This is a genomic window from Thalassobacillus devorans, from assembly GCF_900176565.1.
Classification (GTDB): Bacteria; Bacillota; Bacilli; order Bacillales; family Halobacillaceae; genus Thalassobacillus; species Thalassobacillus devorans_A.
In genome coordinates, this window is record NZ_FXEH01000005.1 from 238763 (window position 1) to 254413 (window position 15651).

14 protein-coding genes are annotated in these 15651 nt (G+C 42.9%); 5 read left to right on the forward strand and 9 right to left on the reverse strand.

Translation table 11 applies throughout. From position 1 onward, the window contains the following. Positions 1-3: 3 nt before the first annotated feature. Positions 4-738 carry a phosphoadenylyl-sulfate reductase gene (locus tag B9Y67_RS06060; RefSeq protein WP_085505870.1) on the reverse strand — a complete coding sequence of 245 codons (735 nt, stop codon included), beginning with the start codon at positions 736-738 and terminating at the stop codon, positions 4-6. A 425-nt stretch (positions 739-1163) separates the two neighbouring features. Between B9Y67_RS06060 and B9Y67_RS06065 the strand changes: the two genes are divergently transcribed. Next, positions 1164-2069, forward strand: a complete 906-nt coding sequence (locus tag B9Y67_RS06065; RefSeq protein ID WP_085505871.1) for a sulfite exporter TauE/SafE family protein — start codon at positions 1164-1166, stop codon at positions 2067-2069. A gap of 117 nt (positions 2070-2186) precedes the next feature. Here B9Y67_RS06065 and B9Y67_RS06070 read toward each other — a convergent pair whose 3' ends face one another. After that, a complete protein-coding gene (locus B9Y67_RS06070; protein ID WP_085505872.1) occupies positions 2187-2765 on the reverse strand; it encodes a nitroreductase family protein in 579 nt (192 codons plus the stop codon). A 343-nt stretch (positions 2766-3108) separates the two neighbouring features. On the opposite strand from B9Y67_RS06070, the gene B9Y67_RS06075 reads away from it, so the two are divergent. Genes B9Y67_RS06075 through B9Y67_RS06090 form a run of 4 tightly spaced genes read left to right on the forward strand, consistent with a single transcriptional unit; the run spans position 3109 to position 7305 of the window. After that, positions 3109-4857 carry an alkaline phosphatase D family protein gene (locus B9Y67_RS06075; RefSeq protein WP_085505873.1) on the forward strand — a complete coding sequence of 583 codons (1749 nt, stop codon included), beginning with the start codon at positions 3109-3111 and terminating at the stop codon, positions 4855-4857. An 11-nt stretch (positions 4858-4868) separates the two neighbouring features. Continuing rightward, the gene (tatC, locus tag B9Y67_RS06080; protein ID WP_085505874.1) at positions 4869-5603 is read left to right on the forward strand and encodes a twin-arginine translocase subunit TatC; all 735 of its coding nucleotides are present in this window, start codon (positions 4869-4871) and stop codon (positions 5601-5603) included. Between the two features lie 27 nt (positions 5604-5630). Next, positions 5631-7067 (forward strand): alkaline phosphatase PhoX, encoded by a 1437-nt coding sequence (locus B9Y67_RS06085; RefSeq protein ID WP_085505875.1) that lies wholly within the window; start codon positions 5631-5633, stop codon positions 7065-7067. A gap of 19 nt (positions 7068-7086) precedes the next feature. Continuing rightward, the gene (locus B9Y67_RS06090; protein WP_085505876.1) at positions 7087-7305 is read left to right on the forward strand and encodes a twin-arginine translocase TatA/TatE family subunit; all 219 of its coding nucleotides are present in this window, start codon (positions 7087-7089) and stop codon (positions 7303-7305) included. Between the two features lie 168 nt (positions 7306-7473). Here B9Y67_RS06090 and eno read toward each other — a convergent pair whose 3' ends face one another. The 7 genes from eno to B9Y67_RS06125 form a co-directional block, all read right to left on the reverse strand. Further along, positions 7474-8760: a phosphopyruvate hydratase gene (eno, locus tag B9Y67_RS06095; RefSeq protein WP_085505877.1), complete on the reverse strand. Its 1287-nt coding sequence runs from the start codon at positions 8758-8760 to the stop codon at positions 7474-7476. A 25-nt stretch (positions 8761-8785) separates the two neighbouring features. Next, the gene (gpmI, locus tag B9Y67_RS06100) at positions 8786-10324 is read right to left on the reverse strand and encodes a 2,3-bisphosphoglycerate-independent phosphoglycerate mutase (RefSeq protein ID WP_085505878.1); all 1539 of its coding nucleotides are present in this window, start codon (positions 10322-10324) and stop codon (positions 8786-8788) included. Next, positions 10317-11078 (reverse strand): triose-phosphate isomerase, encoded by a 762-nt coding sequence (tpiA, locus tag B9Y67_RS06105; RefSeq protein WP_085505879.1) that lies wholly within the window; start codon positions 11076-11078, stop codon positions 10317-10319. The genes gpmI and tpiA overlap by 8 nt, the downstream gene beginning before the upstream one ends. 18 nt (positions 11079-11096) lie before the next feature. Next, a complete protein-coding gene (locus tag B9Y67_RS06110; RefSeq protein ID WP_085505880.1) occupies positions 11097-12278 on the reverse strand; it encodes a phosphoglycerate kinase in 1182 nt (393 codons plus the stop codon). A 111-nt stretch (positions 12279-12389) separates the two neighbouring features. Beyond that, positions 12390-13397, reverse strand: coding sequence for a type I glyceraldehyde-3-phosphate dehydrogenase (gene gap, locus B9Y67_RS06115; protein ID WP_062441159.1), 1008 nt, complete (start codon positions 13395-13397; stop codon positions 12390-12392). A 43-nt stretch (positions 13398-13440) separates the two neighbouring features. After that, entirely contained in the window at positions 13441-14469 is a 1029-nt protein-coding gene (locus B9Y67_RS06120) for a sugar-binding transcriptional regulator (protein ID WP_085505881.1), read from the reverse strand. A gap of 148 nt (positions 14470-14617) precedes the next feature. Next, positions 14618-14857, reverse strand: coding sequence for a glutaredoxin family protein (locus tag B9Y67_RS06125; protein WP_254901727.1), 240 nt, complete (start codon positions 14855-14857; stop codon positions 14618-14620). Between the last annotated feature and the right edge of the window lie 794 nt (positions 14858-15651).

The window sequence follows — 15651 nt, forward strand, 5'->3', positions numbered from 1 at the left end:
TGTCTATTTCTTTTCTTCTGAAGGTACATGAAGACCGCATTCGGTCTTGTTAAAACCGCTCCACCTTCCAGCTCTTGAGTCTTCTGTACCTTCAACAGCAAATGTGCAGGGTATACAACCGATGCTCGGATAATTGTTATCGTGAAGTTCATTGTAATTCAATTCATTTACTCGGATATAATCCCATACGTCTTCCCACGTCCAATAGATGAGCGGGCAAACCTTAATGGACTTGAAACGTTCATCTTTATTGACAAAATCAGTCTTACTCCGGCTTAAGGATTGCTCCCTCCTTAATCCTGAAATCCATGCATCCACTCCGCTAAGCGCATCCTCCAGGGGCTTAATCTTCCTGATATAACAGCATTGGTCCGGATTCTTTTTCCAAAGTGCTGAACCATGTTGTTGCGACTGCTCTTCTAGTGTCAGCTCGGGCTTTTTCATATGAATGATAAGATCAGGATATCTCTTTTTCACTTTCTCAATCAGGTCATAGGTTTCCTGGAAATGAAGACCGGTATCAAGAAAAACAATTTCTGCATCTTTTTTCACTTTTGCAATCAAATCAATTAAAACTATGCCTTCCGCTCCGAAGCTGCAAGCGTAAACAAGAGACAGTCCGTATGAGTTATAAGCCCACTTCAGGATCTCTGACGCCCCTTTTGTATCATCAACAGGCTCCCAGCCTTTAAAAGGGTCTCCTGGAAAATTTTTATAACTAACTGCTGGTTGGTTCATTCGCCCCCTCCTCCTATTCAAGAAATTTTGTTTCTTATTACAAAGTTTCTCAACAAATCCTTAACTTATAAATCCGATAAGTTAACTAGGTTTTATGCGATTGATAAACATGATATGTGTAATTAAAAATAATGTCAATACTAATCAAAATATTTATACTTTTTTCTCAGTTTTGATGATCATATTGGCATGCAGGAAGCTGCTGTTCGTCCCTCTGGTATCCTCGTTTCAAGGTTACTTCGTGCTTTTTTCCCCCAACTAGGCAAGTAGAACCGGTTTTTCATTACTGCTTGACAAGTAATGGATATTCCTTTAGATTGAAAGCTATTATTTCAAATAACAGCACTAGCTACTTTAAATTTATTTTTTTAGCACTTAATCCCGAGTAAACTCATAGGTTTAATATTAATTGGAGGTTGATTCGTTTGAGGAAATTAATCATTTTTACATTAGTAGGTTTTTTTGCCCAATTGATTGATGGTGCGCTCGGAATGTCATACGGTTTAACCTCATCCACATTATTGATTGCATATGGAGTAGCTCCAGCGGTGGTCTCTTCCTCTATCCATATGGCTGAAATTGCTACCACAGCCGTTTCCGGTTATTCCCATTATAAATTCGATAATATAGATAAAAAATTAGTCCTGCCGCTAATCATTCCTGGATCGATCAGCGCTTTTCTCGGAGCAGCCTTTTTGAGCAGCCTTCCCGGGGAAAAGATCAAACCATTTATTTCTATCTTCCTTCTCCTTTTGGGGGTCTACATTGTAGCTCGTTTTTTACTCATGAAAACATCCAATGAAAAGCGAAGAGAGGTTCCTGTTAAAAATTGCTTCCTGTACCCTTTAGGTGCTTTAGCAGGATTTTTTGATGCTGTTGGGGGAGGAGGCTGGGGGCCGATCAACACACCGGTTCTTTTATCCAGAAAAGGGGCATTGCCAAGGAAAGTGATTGGTACGGTTGACACAACTGAATTTGCTATTACTATCTCTGCCACACTAGGATTTCTACTATTCTTAGGTTGGGAACAGCTTCATTGGTTATGGGTAGTATCCTTCATGATCGGAGGGGTAGCAGCAGCGCCGCTGGCCGCATGGCTTGTACGAATCGTCCCGCCATTCATACTTGGAGTAGGGGCTGGAGGTTTTATTATTTTGACAAATTTACGGACTCTCCTGCTTGCATTAAATATACCGGCAGACCTTATGGTTTTAATTTATGTCGTGATGGTACTGGGATGGGTCGCAGCTATTATCGCTTCTATACGGAAAAATTTTCATTTCCAAAAGAGAGAAAGAATTGTGGAGACCAAAGGAGAAAATTTCGGGTAAAAAAATTGTTAATAATACCTGCTGCGTATACACAGAGGAGAGAAATATGTGTATACGCAGCAGGTTTTTTAAATCACCCTTACAGTAATTTTAAAGAGTGCTTCTATTATTTATTTGTCAATCGTTAATAAAATTCACTTTCTGTTCGATTGGTGTCCGTCTTTTTGGCTGGGGTATTCTATTTGGATAACCCATTTGTAATACAGAAACTATTTTATAAAGGTCAGGGTCAATACCACAGGATCGAGAAAATTCCCTATCATAAATATAGGGGTTTGTCGTCCATAATACCCCTACGCCATGACTCCATGCCAGTAATTGTACATTTTGAATAAAAGCACAGACAGCAGCATAATCCTCTTCAAACAGTCGCAGATCCTTTTCTTTTTCCATGTAAATGATAGCATGGTGCGGGATAGACAACAGATGTTGTTGAATGCCTTCCATGAGCTTCCGCTGTTTCTCGTTATCGTAAACTTCCGCATACCCCAAACGCAGATAACTTTCTGTAACCCGCTCAGCATAAGATGCCACCGCTTTATTTTGGATAATATGAACCTCCCACGGCTCTTTCATGCGGTGTGTCGGTGCCCATGATGCCCCAGCGAAAATCGATGTTAGTTTGCTTTCTTCCACATTTTGTGGGTTGAAATCATGAATTGATCTCCTCTGTTTGATTGCTTCATAGATTTCCATCCGCTCCACCCCTTCTGTCTATCAATAAAGTGAAAGTAACGGAAACATAGTAGAATGTCAAAATGTTTATGAAAAAATAATTAAAGTTATTGTTTAGATAATGTTAAAAAAATCAGGCAAAATTGACCAGGAAATAACTCCTCATAGCGACAAAAAATTAACTACTAAAATACTATTATTCCGTCTTAATGGTTGAAAAATAGATTCAGGTACCGCCATTTTTCCTGAGTTTTTATATCTACCCTTTTATTCCTCTATTTACATTACTTAACAACCAGTTAAAATTCACCAGCTATAATGGCAATTGTTCCAAACATTTCACACATGGAAAGGAGCTAATGTCATGACTGAAAAAAGAGTAATGGACGATTTGATCCGTAGATTGAATGAAGAAACATTACAAAAGGATGTCGACCGGAGAGGATTCTTACAGGGTGCTGGCAAAATTGCTGGGATATCTCTCGGAATAGCGGTTGCTCAATCGATGGGAGGCATATCTGTCGAAGCGCAGGAAGAAGAGTTCGAAACCTATCCGTTTACACTTGGTGTAGCTTCCGGGGACCCACTTTCAGACAGTGTCATTTTGTGGACGAGACTAGCTATCGACCCATTGAATGGCGGGGGCATGCCTGACCGTAATATAGCAGTTAAATGGGAGTTGGCTAATGATGCCCATTTCCGTGATATTGTGCAACGTGGTACTGAAGTAGCCAGTCCAACACTTGGACATTCCATTCACATTGAAGCCGAAAACCTGGAGGCGGACACCGTCTACTACTACCGTTTCAAAGTTGGAAAAGATTTTAGTCCAGTCGGAAAGACTAAAACACTTCCAAGAAACAATGAGGCTGTAACAAGCCTTTCGTTCGCTTTTGCTTCCTGCCAGCAATATGAACATGGTTATTACACTGCTTATAAACATATGGCAAAAGAAGAACTGGACCTGGTGTTCCATCTCGGTGATTACATTTACGAATATGGCCCGGATGAATATGTTGCTGCTACCGGCAATGTACGCACCCACAAAGGACCGGAAATCATGACATTAGAAGACTATCGCAATCGTCATGCCCAGTATCGTTCCGATAAAGATCTGCAGTCAGCGCATGCAGCTTTTCCATGGGTAGTGACCTGGGACGACCATGAGGTCGAAAACAATTATGCTGATATGATACCTGAGAAAGGTCAATCTGTAGAAGCATTCGTTAACCGCCGTATTGCTGCCTACCAGGCATACTATGAACATATGCCGCTCAGGAAATCGTCCATGCCTCATGGTCCCGACATGCAGTTATATCGTAATTTTTCTTATGGAAACCTGGCAAATTTCTATGTATTGGATACACGTCAATATCGTTCCGATCAGGCGAACGGAGATAAAAGCTCTCCACAGACGGAAGAATCGCTTGATCCTTCACGCACATTATTAGGTGACAAGCAGGAGCAATGGCTGCTGGGCAACCTTGACCAGTCCCAAGCGCACTGGAATGTACTGGCACAACAAATCTTCTTCGCCAAAAGAAACTACGGGCCAAGTACGGAAGAACCACGCTACAGCATGGATAGCTGGGATGGTTATACACCTGCCCGCCAGCGTATCACTGACTATGCAAGCAGCATCGATATGGACAACCTCATCGTTTTAACTGGTGATGTACATGCCAACTGGGCATCCAACCTGCTGGCCGACTTTGATGATTTGAAATCTCAAGTGCTGGGTGCGGAATTTGTCGGAACCTCGATTACATCCGGGGGAAATGGAGCCGATAAACGTGCAGACACTGACCGTATTTTAGAGCAGAATGATCATATTAAATTTTTCAATGACTACCGCGGATATGTTCGCTGTGAAGTCACTCCTACACAGTGGAGAACAGATTACCGCGTACTTCCGTTTGTTTCCAAACCTGGTGCAGATATTTCCACCCGGGCATCTTTTATCTACGAAAAGGACCAGGCTGGCCTAAAGGAAGTGTCAGCAACCATCGTTCCAGAAGGGAAGCAGTCATCCAGTGAAGTGGAAGATGATCGTCATAAAGCTCATGATCGTGCCCATAAAAAACAATCGAAAAAAGAAAAACAACTGAATTAAAGGAGTAAGTTATGTGTGAAAAAAATCAGCAGCTCATCGGCCATTTAGAAGAAATGAGGAATCGAATAATCATCACGCTCGTGTCATTCATCGGATTTCTTATAGTGGGGTTTATTTTTGTCAAACCAATATATGAATGGCTGATTAGAGGTCTGGACACACAATTGGCTGTGCTCGGGCCAAGTGAAATTCTATGGGTATACTTGATGCTTGCAGCTGTCTTCTCTATGGCAGCGACCATACCGGTTACAGCATTTCAGCTTTGGCGGTTTGTTGCACCTGCATTGAGCCAGGAAGAGCGAAAAGTGACACTCCGGTTCATACCGGCTATGTTTTTTCTTTTCCTGTTCGGTCTTGCATTCGGTTATTTCCTTTTATTCCCCCTGGTTTTAGGGTTTTTGACCTCGCTTTCTGAAGGTCAATTTGAAATGATGTTCACTGCCGATAAATATTTCCGTTTCATGCTGAACATGACTGTACCATTCGGGCTGTTATTCGAGATGCCAATAGTTGTATTGTTTTTGACAAGGCTTGGCATTCTGAATCCAATTCGGTTAAGGAAAGCTAGAAAGTTCGCCTATTTTGTGATGGTGGTAATATCTGTTTTAATCACACCGCCAGATTTTCTATCAGATGTACTTGTCATTCTTCCGCTCTTAACTCTGTACGAAATCAGCATCAGTTTATCTTCATTTGTTTATAAAAAACGTCTGGCAGCAGAGTCATCCAGCCAATCTGCAGCTTAAGAACATGTTTAATTAGGAGGTATAGAAATGAGAAAGAACAAAAACATGAATCGTCGGGATTTTTTGAAAGTAGGCGGTCTAAGTACAGCAGCAATTGCTTTAGGTTCCACAGGGTTGTTTTCATTATCAGACTCCAGAGCACTGGCTTCACCAAGCGCAGCCAAGAATTCCTTCCGTGGCTATGGTCCACTGGTCAAAGACCCTGGTGGCGTCCTCGACCTCCCTCAAGGATTCCAATATCGGATCATCTCGGAGGAAGGCGGATTTATGGCAGATGGGCGCCCTATACCGGAAAAGTTTGATGGCATGGCAGCCTTTCCGGGACAGAACAACTCTACCGTGCTTGTAAGGAATCATGAGTTAAGCGGAAATACGAAGTATCCAGTCATCGGAAGAAACCCTTATCAAAGGGAACATACTGGAGGAACTACTGCATTAGTGGTAGACGCCAACCGCAAAGTCCGGGAAGAGTATGTTACTTCTTCCGGTACCATCCGCAATTGCGCAGGAGGGGCCACCCCATGGGGAACCTGGTTGACTTGTGAGGAAACGTTAGAGGAAGGCCATGGGTATGTTTTCGAGGTCGATCCTTCTGATCCAGAAAATAATTTGTCCAGGACCCCAATCCGCGACATGGGTGCTTTTTCCCATGAAGCTACCGCGATCGACCCTGCTTCGGGAATTGTTTATCTGACAGAGGATGCCGGGCCTAGCTATTTTTATCGCTTTATTCCCAATGACAGAAGTCAACGGGTCGGTGCTCTACAAAAAGGCGGCGTCCTGCAAGCTGCTGCTATGGAGCAAATGAGCTCGGATCATTCCAGCGATTTTTATACTGGTCAACGATTTGGAATAGTTTGGAAGGATGTCGATCCAGAGAAACCTACCATGGACGCAGGTCAAAAAGGATGCATTCCATTCAGCAGACTCGAAGGTGCATATTTTGAGGGAGGGGTCTTCTGGTTTGACGATACTTCTGCAGGTGACAATAATCTTGGACGTGTGTACCGTTATATTCCCGCTACAAATACATTAGAGTTGTTCTACGAGTCAACTGAATCCAATGATTTAGAAATGCCGGACAACATTTGTATTACTCCATGGGGAGATCTTTGGATCGCGGAAGATGGAGGCGGAACCGACCGGATAATCGGAATGACCCCAGAAGGTGAAACGTATGTATTTGCTGAAAACCGGCTGAACGGTTCAGAACTTGCAGGTCCTACTTTCTCTACCAGAGGGGAGACTTTCTTTGTCAATATCCAGTCACCAGGCATAACCTTTGCCATCTGGGGGCCATTCGCTCGTAAAAATGCAGGAAGGCAGCGTCAAATGGGACACGCCGCACCGCCAGCTCCCTATGCACCAAAAGTATCGGATAAGCTGTCAGCGGCTGCTGAGGTGGAAGGGATGTCAAATCTGGAAGCAGCAGCCTTCCAACGCCATGGCATGCCTATTTTATAAAACTTCGGAGGTGTAATAAATGTTATCAAATATCGGAATTCCAGGGTTAATCCTTGTACTAGTCATCGCTTTAATTATCTTTGGGCCTTCTAAACTGCCGGAAATCGGCAGGGCGTTTGGGAGCACATTAAAGGAATTCAAGAATGCCACTAACGATCTTGTAAATGGAGAAGATAACTCCAAAGAAAAACAACAGCTTAAAGCTGTAGAAAAAGACGATCAGAAAACTGGAAGTTAAAAAAGCGGATGTACAAAAAGTTTCTTAGAAATGAACAAAACCACGAAGAAAAAAGGATTTCTTCGTGGTTTTTTGTTTGCTCCTAATCAATCAAAAAAAGCTTGCAGAAAAACCAAAGGTTTTCCTGCAAGCTGAGTATATCGTTATTAACAGTTTTTTATACAACCATTATTTGTTCAAGTTATAGAAAGCTTTGTCGCCAGCGTAATCTGCTGTACCAAGCAGCTGATCTTCGATACGAAGCAACTGGTTGTATTTTGCAACACGGTCCGTACGAGATGGTGCACCGGTTTTGATTTGACCGGCATTCGTAGCAACGGCGATATCAGCGATAGTCGCATCTTCTGTTTCACCGGAACGGTGAGAGATAACTGCTGTGTAGCCAGCTTTCTTCGCCATTTCGATCGCTTCGAAGGTTTCTGTCAATGTACCGATCTGGTTCACTTTGACAAGGATAGAGTTTCCGATTCCTTCTTCGATACCGCGGCTAAGTTTCTTCGTGTTTGTTACAAACAAGTCGTCTCCGACAAGCTGGACACGATCGCCAATACGGTCCGTCAGCATCTTGAAGCCTTCCCAGTCGTTCTCATCAAGGCCATCTTCAATAGAAACGATTGGATACTTGTTGATCATTTCTTCGTACCAATCTACCATCTCTTCAGAAGTACGGACTACACCTTCGCCTTTCAGGTTATATTTACCGTCTTCATAAACCTCAGAAGCTGCCACGTCCATTGCCAGTTTCACTTGCTCATCCGGCTTATAACCAGCGGCTTCGATCGCTTCAATGATGGTGGAAAGTGCTTCTTCGTTGGATTGAAGGTTCGGAGCAAAGCCGCCTTCATCACCTACACCTGTATTATAGCCTTTTTCTTTCAATACCTTTTTCAAGGAATGAAAGATTTCCGCTCCCATACGCAATCCTTCACGGAAGTCCGGTGCACCGACAGGCATAATCATGAATTCCTGGATATCGACGTTGTTATCCGCATGTTCGCCGCCATTCAGAATGTTCATCATTGGAGTCGGAAGTGTTTTTGCAGAGAATCCTCCAAGGTATTTGTACAATGGAAGACCTACAAAGTCAGCTGCTGCATGAGCTACCGCCATGGAAACACCCAGGATAGCATTTGCTCCCAATTTCCCTTTGTTTTCAGTTCCATCAAGTTCCATCATCAAGGAATCGATGACGACTTGCTGTGTAACATCCAGACCCAGCAATTCCGGGCCGATTTTTTCGTTGACGTTTTCTACCGCCTGCTGTACCCCTTTACCAAGGTAGCGGTCTTTGTCTCCGTCACGAAGTTCCACTGCTTCATACTCACCAGTAGAAGCTCCACTAGGTACCAGTGCAGAACCGAATGCTCCGGATTCTGTATAAACTTCCACTTCAATTGTTGGGTTACCACGGGAATCTAATACTTCGCGTGCATAAACATCTGTAATATATGGCATTGAAAAACTCTCCTTTAGGATAAAATTATTTTTTAATTAATGATTGGCCTGTCATTTCTTTTGGCTGTCCTACTTCAAGCAGCTCTAAAAGTGTCGGGGATAAATCAGCGAGAATGCCGCCTTCACGAAGCTCCAGGCCTTCTTTTGTCACAATAACCGGAACAGGATTGGTAGTGTGAGCCGTCATTGGTTTTCCTTCTGGTGTAAGGACCTCATCCGAGTTCCCATGGTCAGCTGTGATAATCGCATGTCCGCCTTTTTCGTGGATTTTATCCACAACCTTGCCAAGGCATTCATCTACAGCTTCAATCGCTTTAATCGTTGGTTCCAGCATTCCTGAATGTCCAACCATATCCGGGTTGGCAAAATTCAGGATGATGGCATTATGCTTTTCGGCATCCAGCTCTTTTAAAAGAGCGTCCGTCACTTCATAGGCACTCATTTCCGGTTTCAGGTCATAAGTGGCTACTTTTGGTGAGTCGATTAAAATTCGTTCTTCTCCAGGAAATTCCGCTTCACGACCGCCACTCATAAAGAATGTGACGTGCGGATATTTTTCTGTCTCTGCAATTCGGAGCTGCTTCATATCGTTTTGTGCCAATACTTCCCCAACAGTATTATCGAGGTTAACTGGCTCATAGGCTACTTCTCCATCGACCGTTTCACTAAACTGGGTCAACCCTACGAAATGGAGATTCTTCGGTGCTTTTTCTCCGCGATCAAAATCACGGAAGTCTTCGTTAGCAAATGTCCTTGAAATCTGGATCGCGCGGTCCGGACGGAAATTATAGAAGATAACGGAATCTTCATCTTCAATTTTAGCTTTCGCGTTCCCTTCCTCATCTACTATAACAGATGGGAGCACAAACTCATCATAGATTTCATTCGCATACGAATCATCTACAACTTCCATTGCGCTGTTATACGTTGGTCCCTCACCGTATACCATGGCATCATAGGATTTCTTGACACGGTCCCAGCGTTTATCACGGTCCATGGAATAATAGCGGCCGGAAATCGTAGCAATTTCTCCTATGCCAAGTTCTGCCATTTTATCTTCCGTCTGCTGGATGTACTTCTTGGCAGATTTTTGACCAACATCACGACCATCCAGGAATCCATGGACATATACCTTTTCCATATCATGTCGGGCTGCAAGTTCTAACAAGGCAAAAAGGTGTTCAATATGACTGTGAACCCCGCCTTCCGATAATAAACCGAAGATGTGCAGGGATTTATCATGCTGTTTGGCATGGTCGATTGCTTTTACAAATGCTTCATTTTCAAAGAAGTCCCCCTCTTTGATCGATAAGTTCACTCGTGTCAGGCTTTGGTAAACGATACGACCGGCACCGATATTCAAATGTCCTACCTCTGAGTTTCCCATTTGCCCTTCCGGAAGGCCGACTGCCTCTCCAGAAGCCTTCAGCTGAGCATGAGGAAACTGGCTCCAATACCGATCAAAATTAGGAGTGTTGGCCAGCTTTACTGCGTTCCCTTTTTCTTCATCACGCATGGCATAGCCATCTAAGATGATCAAGGCCGCTAACTTTTTGTTACTCATGCTTACCTGCCTCCACAAGTTTTAAGAATGAATCAGCCTCAAGGCTGGCTCCACCTACTAATGCACCATCGATATCAGACTGCCCAAGCAGCTCATCGACGTTTGCCGGCTTGACACTACCGCCATATTGGATACGTACAGCTTCTGCAGCTGTTTCTGAAGAAAATTCTTTTACAACTTTACGGATATGGCTGCATACTTCATTTGCATCTTCTGCAGAAGAAGTTTTGCCTGTTCCAATAGCCCATATAGGTTCATAAGCGATAATGACTTGTTGCACTTGCTCATCACTAAGGCCTTCCAGTGCATTTTTCACTTGTGCTTCCACATGGTTCATCGTTTCATTATTTTCACGCTGTTCTAATGTTTCACCAACACATACAATCGGTGTCAGGTCATGTTTGAATGCAGCGTGGACCTTTTTGTTTACGTCCTCATCCGTTTCACCAAAAAGCTCTCGACGCTCGGAGTGTCCAAGTACTACATAAGATACTCCCAAGTCTTTCAGCATGACAGGACTGACTTCTCCTGTGAACGCGCCGCTTTCTTCAAAGTGCATATTTTGAGCACCAACTTTTAATGGAGTACCTTCTGTTTCTTTAATTAACGAATGAAGAAAAGGGAATGGCGCACAAACAACAGATTCTACTTGTTCTTCGCCTGGCACTTCATTTTTGGCAGTCTGTACGAATTGCTCTGCTTCATTTAAAACTTTGTTCATTTTCCAGTTTCCTGCAATTACTTGTTTACGCATATGCTCACCTCTCCTTTTTTACTTATCGTTCAATAGGGATACGCCAGGAAGTTCTTTTCCTTCCATGAATTCCAGTGAAGCTCCTCCACCAGTAGAAACATGATCCATTTTTTCAGCAAATCCGAATTTTTCTACCGCTGCTGCAGAATCACCACCGCCGATTACTGTGTAGCCGTCTGTCTCCGCAAGTGCAGCTGCTACATCTTTCGTACCATTGGCAAATAGTTTAAATTCGAATACGCCCATAGGTCCATTCCAGATGATCAGCTTGGAATCTTTGACCACCTGACTGTATTTTTCCCGCGTCTTTGGTCCAATGTCAAGTGCTTCCCAATCAGCAGGGATACTGTCGATACTCACTTCTTTGGTATTCGCTTCCTCGGAGAAATCATCAGCTACAATGACATCTTCCGGCATTAGGAAATTAACATTGTTATCTTCAGCTTTTTGCATGAATTGCTTTGCCAAATCAATTTTATCTTCCTCGAGCAATGACTTTCCGATTTCATAGCCTTTGGCTTTCAGAAAGGTATAGGCAAGTCCGCCACCGATGATCAAGTTATCGACTTTGTCAAGCAAGTTGTCGATGACACCAATCTTATCTTTGACTTTTGCGCCTCCGATAATAGCTGTAAATGGACGGTCAGGATCAGAAAGTGCCTGTCCAAGCACATTCAATTCCTTTTCCATCAAAAAGCCCGCTACTGCCGGTAAGTGTTGAGCGACCCCAGCTGTAGATGCATGTGCCCGGTGTGCTGCACCAAACGCATCATTGACATAGACATCAGCCATGGCTGCAAACTCTTTTGCCAGCGCGTCATCATTTTTTTCCTCACCTGGTTCGAAACGGACGTTTTCGATCAATAACACATCGCCATCTTTCATATCTTTGATGGCACGATTGACTTCGTCACCGTAAACTTCGTCAGTCTTCGTTACCGTACGGCCCATTAAATCGCTCAGGCGCTTAGCTACAGGATCCAGGCGAAGCTCCTCATGCGCTTCTCCTTTTGGACGACCCAGATGGCTGGCAAGAATGACTTTTGCTCCATCCTGCACTAAATGTAAAATCGTCGGTAATGCTGCTTTAATACGCGTGTCATCGGTAACTTCTCCGTTACTCATCGGTACGTTGAAGTCAACGCGGCAAAATACTTTCTTTCCTTGTACTTTGATATCACGGATTGTTTTTTTGTTCACAGCGGTGGACCTCCTTTTAGGTATAAAAAATTGCCTTAAAAGTGATAAAGGAGGAGGATTATGGACCTCCCCCTTACACTTTACCTCATATTATTCGACTCTAACTCTGAATTAAAGTCCTTTTTCTTTAAGGAATGCAGCCAGATCGACACAACGATTGGAGTAACCGAACTCGTTGTCGTACCAGGAAACTACTTTAACCATGTTATCTTCAATAGCCATCGTAGAGATAGCATCAATGATGGAAGAGTTAGTGTTTCCATTATAGTCGCTGGATACTAGTGGTTCTTCACTGTAACCAAGAATTCCTTTTAGATCACCTTCTGCAGCTTCTTTAAGTGCAGCGTTAACTTCTTCAACAGTAACGTTCTTATCAAGCTCTGCTACCAAGTCCACGATAGAAACGTTTGGAGTCGGTACACGCATAGCCATACCATTCAACTTGCCATCCAATTCAGGCAATACTTTTGCAACAGCTTTCGCTGCACCAGTTGTAGTAGGGATGATGTTTTGTGCAGCAGCACGGGCACGACGGTAATCCTTATGTGGCAGGTCAAGGATTTGCTGGTCGTTCGTGTAAGAGTGTACTGTTGTCATCATACCACGCTTCAAGCCGAACTTGTCGTTAAGCACTTTTGCAAATGGTGCCAGGCAGTTCGTTGTACAAGAAGCGTTAGAAATAACGTGATGGTTGTCTGGATCATAATCAGAATCGTTAACACCCATAACTAGTGTAAGATCTTCTTCTTTTGCAGGCGCAGAGATGACTACTTTCTTAGCACCAGCGTCCAGGTGTTTCTTAGCATCGGCACGGTTTGTGAAACGACCAGTAGATTCGATGACAACTTCTACGCCAAGATCGCCCCAGCCTAGTTGTGCAGGGTCTTTTTCAGATAGTACAGTAATTTCTTTTCCGCCAACGACAAGGTTACTGCCGTTTACAGTTACTTTCTCTTCAAGTTCACCATGTACTGTATCATATTGCAATAAGTGGGCAAGCATCTCAGCGTCAGTCAAGTCGTTTACTGCCACTACTTCTACATCGTTATTGTTTAAAGCGGCACGGAAGACATTACGTCCAATACGTCCAAAGCCGTTAATTCCTACTTTTACTGTCATTATAAAATTCCTCCTTGAATTGGTTGTAATTTATTAAATCTATTTAAAGGGAAATTTCCCTTAAAAGCTTTTGTGCAGCACCCTCATCGGTAATAAGGACATTGCTTTTCCCGGGTTTGAAATAAGAAGCAATAGCCTGGGCCTTCGACTCTCCTCCAGCAACTGCAATGACGTGCTGGGAATCTGAGAGATCTTCCAACTGCAGGCCTACCGTTCTGACTTTATGAACGATTTCGCCTTGCTGGTTAAAGTAATAGCCAAAAGCTTCTCCAACCGCTTGTCCTTGCTTGATTTTCTCTACCTGCTCCGGTGAGGCTTTTCTTCTTTCGGCCATAGTCAGGGCATTTCCTATTCCATGGATGACGGTATCTGAACCTTTAATCAAGTTGAGTATTTCTATGATAGACGGCTCGGAAGTGATCGACTGATATGTTTTTTCACTTAGAGGGTCAGGCACATACAAAAGACGGTAATCCCCTTTTGCTTTCTTTGCCATTTCAGCACAAATGGTATTGGCTTGATTTTCAACTCTCTCGCCGAGCCCACCCCGCGCAGGTACGAACAAGCAATTCGGTGCTCCAGTAAGTGGAGTCATCATTTCAGCAACTGCCGCCATGGTTGTACCACCGGTAATCGCGATTGTACTATCGGAAACGAGAATGCTTTTTAAATAATGGACACAAGCTCTCCCCATTTCCTGTTTTACCCAGGGTAGTTCATCGCTGTCACCTGGAACGACCACTACATGGTCTAAATTTAATTTTTCCCTTAACTGTTTTTCTAAAACCCTAATCCCGGAAACCTCTTTAATGAAATCGGCCAGCTGTTCAAGAATCATCTTTCCATCACGGGTAATATGCATGCCTTTTACCGTAATAGCGATAAAACCTTGCTGGTTAAGAAAATCAACTTCACTGCGGACTGTCCGTTCCGCTAATTCCATATTATCTGCCAGACTTCTTCTTCCTACAGGTTCCATCAACTGGACATAATGCAGGATTTGATATCGTCTCTGCATAACGTCTAGTAAATCAGGGAATAATTTCTTTTGTAAATCAATTAAAGCTCTCATGGAAAAGCCCCTTCAGTTTTAAGAATTCCATCCTCCGGGATGTTTTTGTCCCGACTAGTCAGATTTCGTCCCACGCAGAGCAAAAAAATATTTTCTTCATGATTAAATATACCAGTACCCTTACATTGCCGCAAGTGATAAAAATCGGTTATTTTTCTTGTAAACGTTCTCTTAATGAAATTATATCAATTTGTTCACAATTGAGTTCTTCTTCATCAATTCTCACGACCGGTATTTCGAACTGATACTTTTCAAGCAATGTATCGTCTTTATAAATATCTTTTTCTAAAACGGTGAAATTATAATCTTTTTTTAACATTTTTAACAATTCTTTGGCATCATCACAAAGACAGCAATTTTCTTTTGAATACAAAATGACTTCCTTCAATTCCAGCCCCCCCTGTTCCAGCTTACATTGCCCACACATACATTTTACCACTAATTACATTTTTAAAACAAAGCTCAAGCAGGCATTTCATTGACTTCCCCTAAGTCGTTTATTCAACAAAAGGCCGAAAAGTCGAAGACTTGATTTGAAGAATGATATACCGATGTTTCCGTTTCTCTCATAAACGCAAGGAGTCCGGGAAATTGCGAGACTCCTCGAAAATGCTACGCATTTCCTTCGCGCGGTGTTTATTAAGAAGCTTATTCAAAGTTCTGTGAGATGAACATGAGCGGTGAGATCCCGCAAGGCGGAGCCTGAGGAAGCTCACCACATGCCCACGGAAAGCGAGTGATTTCCCGGGGCTCCACACCGTTACTACCGTAACGGAAACAAACTATATCGAAACTGAGTCTTCAAGAAAAGGGAGCTTAAATGTAAAATCAACAAGGATATTAACAGGTAACTAAACAAAAAAAGAACGCTAAGACGCGCGTCCTTTATTATCATATAAACCTAATTCTATTTTAGTATTTTTGGATTTTAAGAAATTCAGTAATTCTTTCGCCCTTTTATCAGGACTTCGTTTCAGTGAGGCATAATTAAAGGACAGTTTTCGCTGTGACGTCATATCAAAAACATGAATACGGCGATCTTCTGCAATCAATTCGGTATACAAAATTTTATAACGAAGTAATTTCGTAATAAACACCCCATTTTACTTACGACAGATATGTCGCCTACTTGTTTCTTTTATCTATCATAACATGGCTTGCAGTGTATAAAAACATCTGTTC